Source organism: Streptococcus sp. k-378, from assembly GCF_013277505.1.
In the GTDB taxonomy this organism is placed as follows: Bacteria; Bacillota; Bacilli; order Lactobacillales; family Streptococcaceae; genus Streptococcus; species Streptococcus pseudopneumoniae.
This window is the reverse complement of record NZ_VMNC01000152.1, coordinates 1-7,529: the sequence shown is the minus strand read 5'-3', so window position 1 is coordinate 7,529 and position 7,529 is coordinate 1. Positions and strand designations below refer to the sequence as shown.

The 7,529-nt window shown below is 40.2% G+C and carries 6 protein-coding genes; all 6 read left to right on the top strand.

Annotated features, from left to right (window positions below; genetic code table 11):
- The first annotated feature begins 34 nt into the window (after positions 1-34).
- A complete protein-coding gene (rpmG, locus tag HT719_RS10960) occupies positions 35-184 on the top strand; it encodes a 50S ribosomal protein L33 (protein WP_001809104.1) in 150 nt (49 codons plus the stop codon).
- 39 nt (positions 185-223) lie between these two features.
- Positions 224-457 carry a preprotein translocase subunit SecG gene (gene secG / locus HT719_RS10955; RefSeq protein ID WP_000282517.1) on the top strand — a complete coding sequence of 78 codons (234 nt, stop codon included), beginning with the start codon at positions 224-226 and terminating at the stop codon, positions 455-457.
- 155 nt (positions 458-612) lie between these two features.
- The gene (gene rnr / locus HT719_RS10950) at positions 613-2,967 is read left to right on the top strand and encodes a ribonuclease R (RefSeq protein ID WP_172929215.1); all 2,355 of its coding nucleotides are present in this window, start codon (positions 613-615) and stop codon (positions 2,965-2,967) included.
- Complete coding sequence (gene smpB / locus HT719_RS10945) at positions 2,930-3,397, top strand: SsrA-binding protein SmpB (protein WP_001051744.1); 468 nt, start codon at positions 2,930-2,932, stop codon at positions 3,395-3,397. The genes rnr and smpB overlap by 38 nt, the downstream gene beginning before the upstream one ends.
- A 66-nt stretch (positions 3,398-3,463) precedes the next feature.
- The gene (gene tehB, locus HT719_RS10940) at positions 3,464-4,273 is read left to right on the top strand and encodes an SAM-dependent methyltransferase TehB (protein ID WP_240156579.1); all 810 of its coding nucleotides are present in this window, start codon (positions 3,464-3,466) and stop codon (positions 4,271-4,273) included.
- A 391-nt stretch (positions 4,274-4,664) separates the two neighbouring features.
- A partial coding sequence (locus tag HT719_RS10935) for a SasC/FmtB family protein (protein ID WP_172929213.1) occupies positions 4,665-7,529 on the top strand: 2,865 nt, incomplete at its 3' end.

Below are 7,529 nucleotides of genomic sequence, written 5' to 3'. Positions count from 1 at the left end.
TTGCAGGAAGTCTAATAAAAGTAAAGGAGATTTAGTGCGAGTAAAAATTAATCTCAAATGCTCCTCTTGTGGCAGCATCAATTACCTAACCAGTAAAAATTCCAAAACCCATCCAGACAAGATTGAGGTTTTAAAGTATTGTCCCAAGGAAAGAAAAGTAACCCTACATCTTGAATCTAAGTAGATTTTATGGTAAAATAATAGGGATTGTAAGGAGTTTGATATGTATAACCTATTATTAACCATTTTATTAGTATTATCTGTTGTGATTGTGATTGCGATTTTCATGCAACCAACTAAAAACCAATCCAGCAATGTATTTGATGCCAGCTCAGGTGATTTGTTTGAACGCAGTAAAGCACGCGGTTTCGAAGCTGTGATGCAGCGTTTGACAGGGATTTTAGTCTTTTTCTGGCTAGCCATTGCCTTAGCATTGACGGTATTATCAAGTAGATAAGAAAATAATGGGCAGGACTAGGTCTTTGCCTCTTTTTGTTTTTATATTCTTCAAAAATCTCTTCAANNAGTTTGCTCTTTGATTTTTATTGAGTATGAAAGGATGTTTGAGAAGGTTTTACAGTAAAAGAAAATTAAAAAATCTAGAAAGAAAATATGAAAGATAGAATAAAAGAATATTTACAAGATAAGGGAAAGGTAACTGTCAATGACTTGGCTCAGGCTTTGGAAAAAGACGGTTCCAAGGATTTTCGTGAGTTGATTAAAACCTTGTCCCTAATGGAAAGAAAGCACCAGATACGCTTTGAAGAAGATGGCAGTCTGACCTTGGAAGTCAAGAAAAAACATGAGATTACCCTCAAGGGGATTTTTCATGCCCATAAAAATGGCTTTGGCTTTGTTAGTCTGGAAGGCGAGGAGGACGACCTTTTTGTAGGAAAAAACGATGTCAACTATGCTATTGATGGTGATACCGTTGAGGTCGTGATCAAGAAAGTCGCTGACCGCAATAAGGGAACAGCAGCAGAAGCCAAAATTATTGATATCTTAGAACACAGCCTGACAACAGTTGTCGGACAAATCGTTCTAGATCAGGAAAAGCCTAAGTATGCTGGCTACATCCGTTCGAAAAATCAGAAAATCAGCCAACCCATCTATGTTAAGAAACCAGCCCTTAAACTGGAGGGAACAGAAGTTCTCAAGGTCTTTATCGATAAATACCCAAGCAAGAAACATGATTTCTTTGTCGCGAGTGTTCTCGATGTGGTGGGACACTCAACAGATGTCGGAATTGATGTTCTTGAGGTCTTGGAATCAATGGACATTGTATCCGAGTTTCCAGAAGCTGTTGTCAAGGAAGCAGAAAGTGTGCCTGATGCTCCGTCTAAAAAGGATACGGAAGGTCGTCTGGATCTAAGAGATGAGATTATCTTTACCATCGATGGTGCTGACGCCAAGGACTTGGACGATGCGGTGCATATCAAGCCTATGAAAAATGGCAATCTGGAACTTGGAGTTCACATTGCGGATGTTTCCTACTATGTGACCGAGGATTCTGCCCTGGACAAGGAAGCCCTTAACCGCGCGACTTCAGTTTATGTGACAGACCGTGTGGTCCCAATGCTTCCAGAACGACTGTCTAATGGAATTTGCTCCCTCAATCCCCAAGTTGACCGCCTGACCCAGTCTGCCATTATGGAAATTGATAAACATGGTCGTGTGGTCAACTATACCATTACACAAACGGTTATCAAGACTAGCTTCCGTATGACCTACAGTGATGTCAATGATATCCTAGCTGGCGATGAGGAAAAGCGACAAGAATATCATAAAATTGTACCAAGTATCGAACTTATGGCCAAGCTTCATGAAACTTTAGAAAACATGCGTGTGAAACGTGGAGCTCTCAATTTTGATACCAATGAAGCGAAGATTTTAGTGGATAAACAAGGTAAGCCTGTTGATATCGTTCTTCGGCAGCGTGGCATTGCCGAGCGGATGATTGAGTCTTTTATGTTGATGGCCAATGAAACAGTTGCCGAACATTTCAGTAAGTTGGATTTGCCTTTTATCTATCGAATTCACGAGGAGCCTAAGGCTGAAAAGGTTCAGAAGTTTATTGATTATGCTTCGAGTTTTGGCTTGCGCATTTATGGGACTGCCAGTGAGATTAGCCAGGAGGCGCTTCAAGACATCATGCGTGCTGTTGAGGGAGAACCTTATGCAGATGTATTGTCCATGATGCTTCTTCGCTCTATGCAACAGGCTCGTTATTCGGAGCACAATCACGGCCACTATGGACTAGCTGCTGACTATTATACTCACTTTACCAGTCCAATTCGTCGTTATCCAGACCTTCTTGTTCACCGTATGATTCGGGATTACGGCTGTTCTAAGGAAATAGCAGAGCATTTTGAACAAGTGATTCCAGAGATTGCGACCCAGTCTTCCAACCGTGAGCGTCGTGCCATTGAGGCTGAGCGAGAAGTCGAAGCCATGAAAAAGGCTGAGTATATGGAAGAATACGTGGGCGAAGAGTACGATGCGGTTGTATCAAGTATTGTCAAATTTGGTCTCTTTGTTGAATTGCCAAACACAGTTGAAGGCTTGATTCACATCACCAATTTACCTGAGTTCTACCATTTCAACGAACGGGATTTGACCCTTCGTGGGGAGAAATCAGGAACAACCTTCCGTGTAGGTCAGCAAATCCGTATCCGAGTTGAAAGAGCCGACAAGATGACGGGTGAAATTGACTTCTCTTACATCCTAAGTGAGTTTGATGTGATTGAAAAAGGCTTAAAACAGTCTAATCGTAGTGACAGAGGGCGTGGTTCAAATCGTCGTTCAGATAAGAAGGAAGATAAGAGAAAATCAGGACGCTCAAATGATAAGCGCAAGCATTCACAAAAAGACAAGAAGAAAAAAGGAAAGAAACCTTTTTACAAGGAAGTAGCTAAGAAAGGAGCCAAGCATGGCAAAGGGCGAGGGAAAGGTCGTCGCACAAAATAAAAAGGCGCGCCACGACTATACAATCATAGATACGCTAGAGGCAGGGATGGTTCTGACTGGAACTGAAATCAAGAGTGTACGAGCTGCTCGAATCAATCTCAAGGATGGCTTTGCCCAAGTAAAAAATGGAGAGGTCTGGTTGAGCAATGTCCATATCGCTCCTTACGAAGAGGGCAATATCTGGAACCAAGAACCAGAACGTCGTCGTAAACTCCTGCTCCATAAAAAGCAAATCCAAAAGTTGGAACAAGAGACTAAAGGGACAGGAATGACCCTGGTTCCTCTTAAAGTCTATATCAAAGATGGTTATGCCAAGCTTCTTTTAGGTTTAGCTAAAGGGAAGCATGACTACGATAAGAGAGAGTCTATCAAACGTCGTGAGCAAAACCGCGACATCGCGCGCGTGATGAAAGCTGTTAATCAGCGATAAAAAGAGGAATTGAAAATGGAAAAATTAGTTGCCTATAAACGCATGCCTTTGTAGACTAAAGAAACCATGCCTGAAGCTGTTCAGCAAAAGCACAATACCAAGGTTGGGAGTTGGGGGAAAATTACTGTCTTGAAGGGTGCTCTAAAGTTTATTGAGTTAACAGAAGATGGTGAGGTTCTAGCTGAACACCTCTTTGAAGCGGGAGCTGACAATCCAATGGCAAAACCACAAGCTTGGCACCGAGTGGAGGCTGTAACAGACGATGTGGAATGGTATTTGGAATTTTATTGTAAACCTGAGGATTATTTCCCTAAGAAATACAATACCAATCCTGTTCATTCAGAGGTCCTAGAGGCTATGCAGACAGTAAAACCAGGGAAAGCCTTGGATTTGGGCTGTGGTCAAGGCCGTAATGCACTCTTTCTAGCCCAGCAAGGTTTTGATGTGACAGCTGTGGATCAAAATGAACTGTCTCTTGAAATCTTGCAAAGCATTGTGGAGCAGGAAGATTTGGATATGCCTGTTGGTCTTTACGATATCAATTCAGCTAGCATTGGGAAAGCGTATGATTTCATCGTATCGACAGTTGTTTTGATGTTTTTGCAAGCAGACCGTATTCCTGCAATTATCAAAAATATGCAGGAGCAAACCACTGTTGGTGGCTACAACCTTATCGTCTGTGCCATGGACACGGAGGATTATCCTTGCTCAGTGAACTTCCCATTCACATTTAAAGAAGGGGAACTGGCAGACTATTACAAGGACTGGAAATTAGTCAAATACAATGAAAATCCAGGTCATTTGCACCGTCGCGATGAGAATGGCAATCGTATTCAATTACGCTTTGCGACCATGCTAGCTAAGAAAATCAAGTAAATATGTTATGAAGAGTCTGGGACAAAAAGATTTTGATTTTAGGAATTATTTATTATAAATTTTAAAAATCAATAGATTAGATAAAAAGCGAATAAGACCGAATACTGAATGTCAGATAACTCCTTTTGTTCGCTTTTTATATTTAAGGTTAGACTTTTGTCCCAGACTCTTTTAAAAATGCCAAATGTTATAAAAACGTAATATTTCTGACTATATAATTTTTATTTCAAGAATCGCTATAATTATAGAATAAAAGTAGTTTTATGCGTATATATATATATACGCATAAAAATTATAATAGATTAGAAAATATAAAAAGGTGGCTATTGAATTATTAGAGTAAAAGTGTATTATAAGATGTGATACAAATATTTATTTTGGAGGAAATTAGATGTTTCATAAAGGTAAACACGATCGTGAAAAGCAATTACGTTTTTCTATTCGTAAGGTCAGCTTTGGTGCAGCTAGTGTCGCAGTAGCTGCATTGTTCATGTTTTTAGGAAATGGGGCAGTATCTGCTGCAGAGCAAAGTGTGCCTTCAACTAATGGGGAGACTCAGGCACCGCAACCTAAAGAACCGAATGCTCAGAATGGGACCTACGAAGGGAATACAGTAGCCACTAGTCCTGCTGCAACAGTAGAGACAAATACTCAACCTTCAACAGTTGAAAATAGTCCTTCTCCAGAATCAGCACCTCAGAAGGTGGAGACTCTAGATAAGAAAGAATTAACAGATTTAATCAAAGAAATTGATGGAAAGTTTGCTAAAGGAACCTATGCTACTAAGACAGAAGAAAGCGTTAACAATCTTAGAGCTGTCTTAGAAGAAGCAAGAACTGATCTAAGCACTGCAACAACTAAAACTGAATTAACTGCAGCATATAGAAAGTTAATTACAGCAACATCAAAATTGCAAACAAAATCTGAAAAGAAAAAAGAACAAGCGGTAGATAATACAAGTGACAAAGGAAGCAAAAGCCCAAAAAATGCCAGCGCTGAAAAGCCTTTGGAGTCTAATTCTATTGCAAACTCAGGTTCTAGAGATGAACGTAATGGAAAAGCGTTGGATACAAATAATCCATTCCGTACAGGTACAGATGCAGCTCCTAGTACATCAGCAAGCACAGATCCGCTAGCTGCAAATGAACATGGTGTTAGCATCATCAATGGTAATTTCTCAGATACAACATTAGGAGCAGAGTTACCAACAGCAACGTCACCTATAGCTTCAACTATTGTAGAATTATCTAAATTAAAAGGTTGGAATGCTGTAGATTCAAGTACAAATAAAGTGTTGCTTATTTGGGCTGCTAAAACAGGAAATTATGAGTCTGCCCTTCCAGGACCGAAAACAAATATCGCAGCAGTCCTGTCTGCATATAATGAAAGAGGTAATGGTGGAACACCAAATACAGAATACGGACCGATTTACCAAGATATAGATGTTGTTCCTGGTCAGGAAGTAATTGTTAGCTATCGTTCTCAAAGTATTGGTCAAACTACTGGGATAAATGGTGCGAAATTAATAGTAAAAGATGCAAATACAGGTACTAAAATAGCAGAGGATAGAGCTAATTATCAAGGTTATCCTTTAGGAGAGTTTTCAAAAATTGTTAATGTTCCTGATGGGGTAACAAAACTTCGTCTCCAATTTGAATCAATTAACAATCGAAGTCATGATGAAGCAAATACTCACAGAACGCCTGATGGTATATATGCTGGTGCTAGTGTAAGTAATGTACGAGTAGGTAGTGGAGCTTATGTTGTACCTACTGTTACTGAAACAAGTTTTTCTAAAACAGCTGTTTCTGCTACTGCACAAAAAGTTACAGTTAGAATTCAAGCAAGACTTGAAAATAAAGGTGAAGCAACTTCAACAAGCCCAGTTTATTCTTTGGCAATTCCAGAGGGAGCAAGATTAGCAAGTTATGATAGATCTAAAATTGTTCCTACTACTACTGGAAATCAATTATCTATGCGTGTTAACTCAGTAAGACCGAAATCTTCTCAAGAGTTTTGGTACGAATTAGAACTTCCTGCAACAAAAGCTGAAACATTTGTACTGAATCCGACAGTCACTTATCAAACAAATGGCAATTTGATTTCAGGAACAACAGTTGCGACTACTAAAAAAGAAGGTGTTATAACATCACCTGCTCAAACTGTAACAGTTAATATGTATAAAGCTGATTTACGAGCAGAAGAGGCTAAAGCAGCTACTTTAAATCAAAGTGATTATACACCCGAAGCATGGGCTGCTTATCAAGCAGAAGTAGCTAAGGCTCAAGCGATTTTGAACGAAGAAACAAATAATGTAGAAATAGCAAATCGTAAAAATCAAGCGGATATTAATGCACAGACACTTCTTTTACAAAAAGCAAAAGCAAAATTAGATCTAGAAAAAGCAGCGAAAGCTGAAAAAGCAGCCATCGCAGCAGACAATAGCTTAACAGCAGCTCAACGTACAGCAAAAGAAAAAGAAGTAGATACTAAGAAAACAGAAGAAGAATCTAAGATTACAGCAGCCGACACAGCAGATGCAGTAGAAGCAGCGAAAACAGCAGGTGTAACAGCCATCGAAGGCGTGCACACACCAGGTAACTTAGATACTGTTAAAGAGAAAGCCCTAGAAGCAATCCAAACAGCGTCAGAAACTAAGATTGCCTCAATTGATAAGAACGCTAAATTGTCAGACGATGAAAAAGCAGCAGCGAAAGCCGAAGTAGCGCAAGCCACCATCGCAGCTGTAAATGCTATCAATGAAGCGAAGGATCAAGCAGGAGTAGACGGCGCTCAAACTACAGGAACAACAGCAGTAGAAGCAGTAAATCCAGTAGGTAAAGAGAAAGCCCTAGAAGCAATCCAAACAGCGTCAGAAACTAAGATTGCCTCAATTGATAAGAACGCTAAATTGTCAGACGCTGAAAAAGCCGCAGCGAAAGCTGAAGTAGCGCAAGCCGCCATCGCAGCTGTAAATGCTATCAATGAAGCGAAGGATCAAGATGGAGTAGACAGCGCTCAAACTACAGGAACAACAGCAATTAACGCAGTAAATCCAGTAGGCAAAGAGAAAGCCCTAGAAGCAATCCAAACAGCGTCAGAAACTAAGATTGCCTCAATTGATAAGAATGCTAAATTGTCAGACGCTGAAAAAGCCGCAGCGAAAGCTGAAGTAGCGCAAGCCGCCATCGCAGCTGTAAATGCTATCAATGAAGCGAAGGATCAAGCAGGAGTGGACGGCGCTCAAACTACAGGA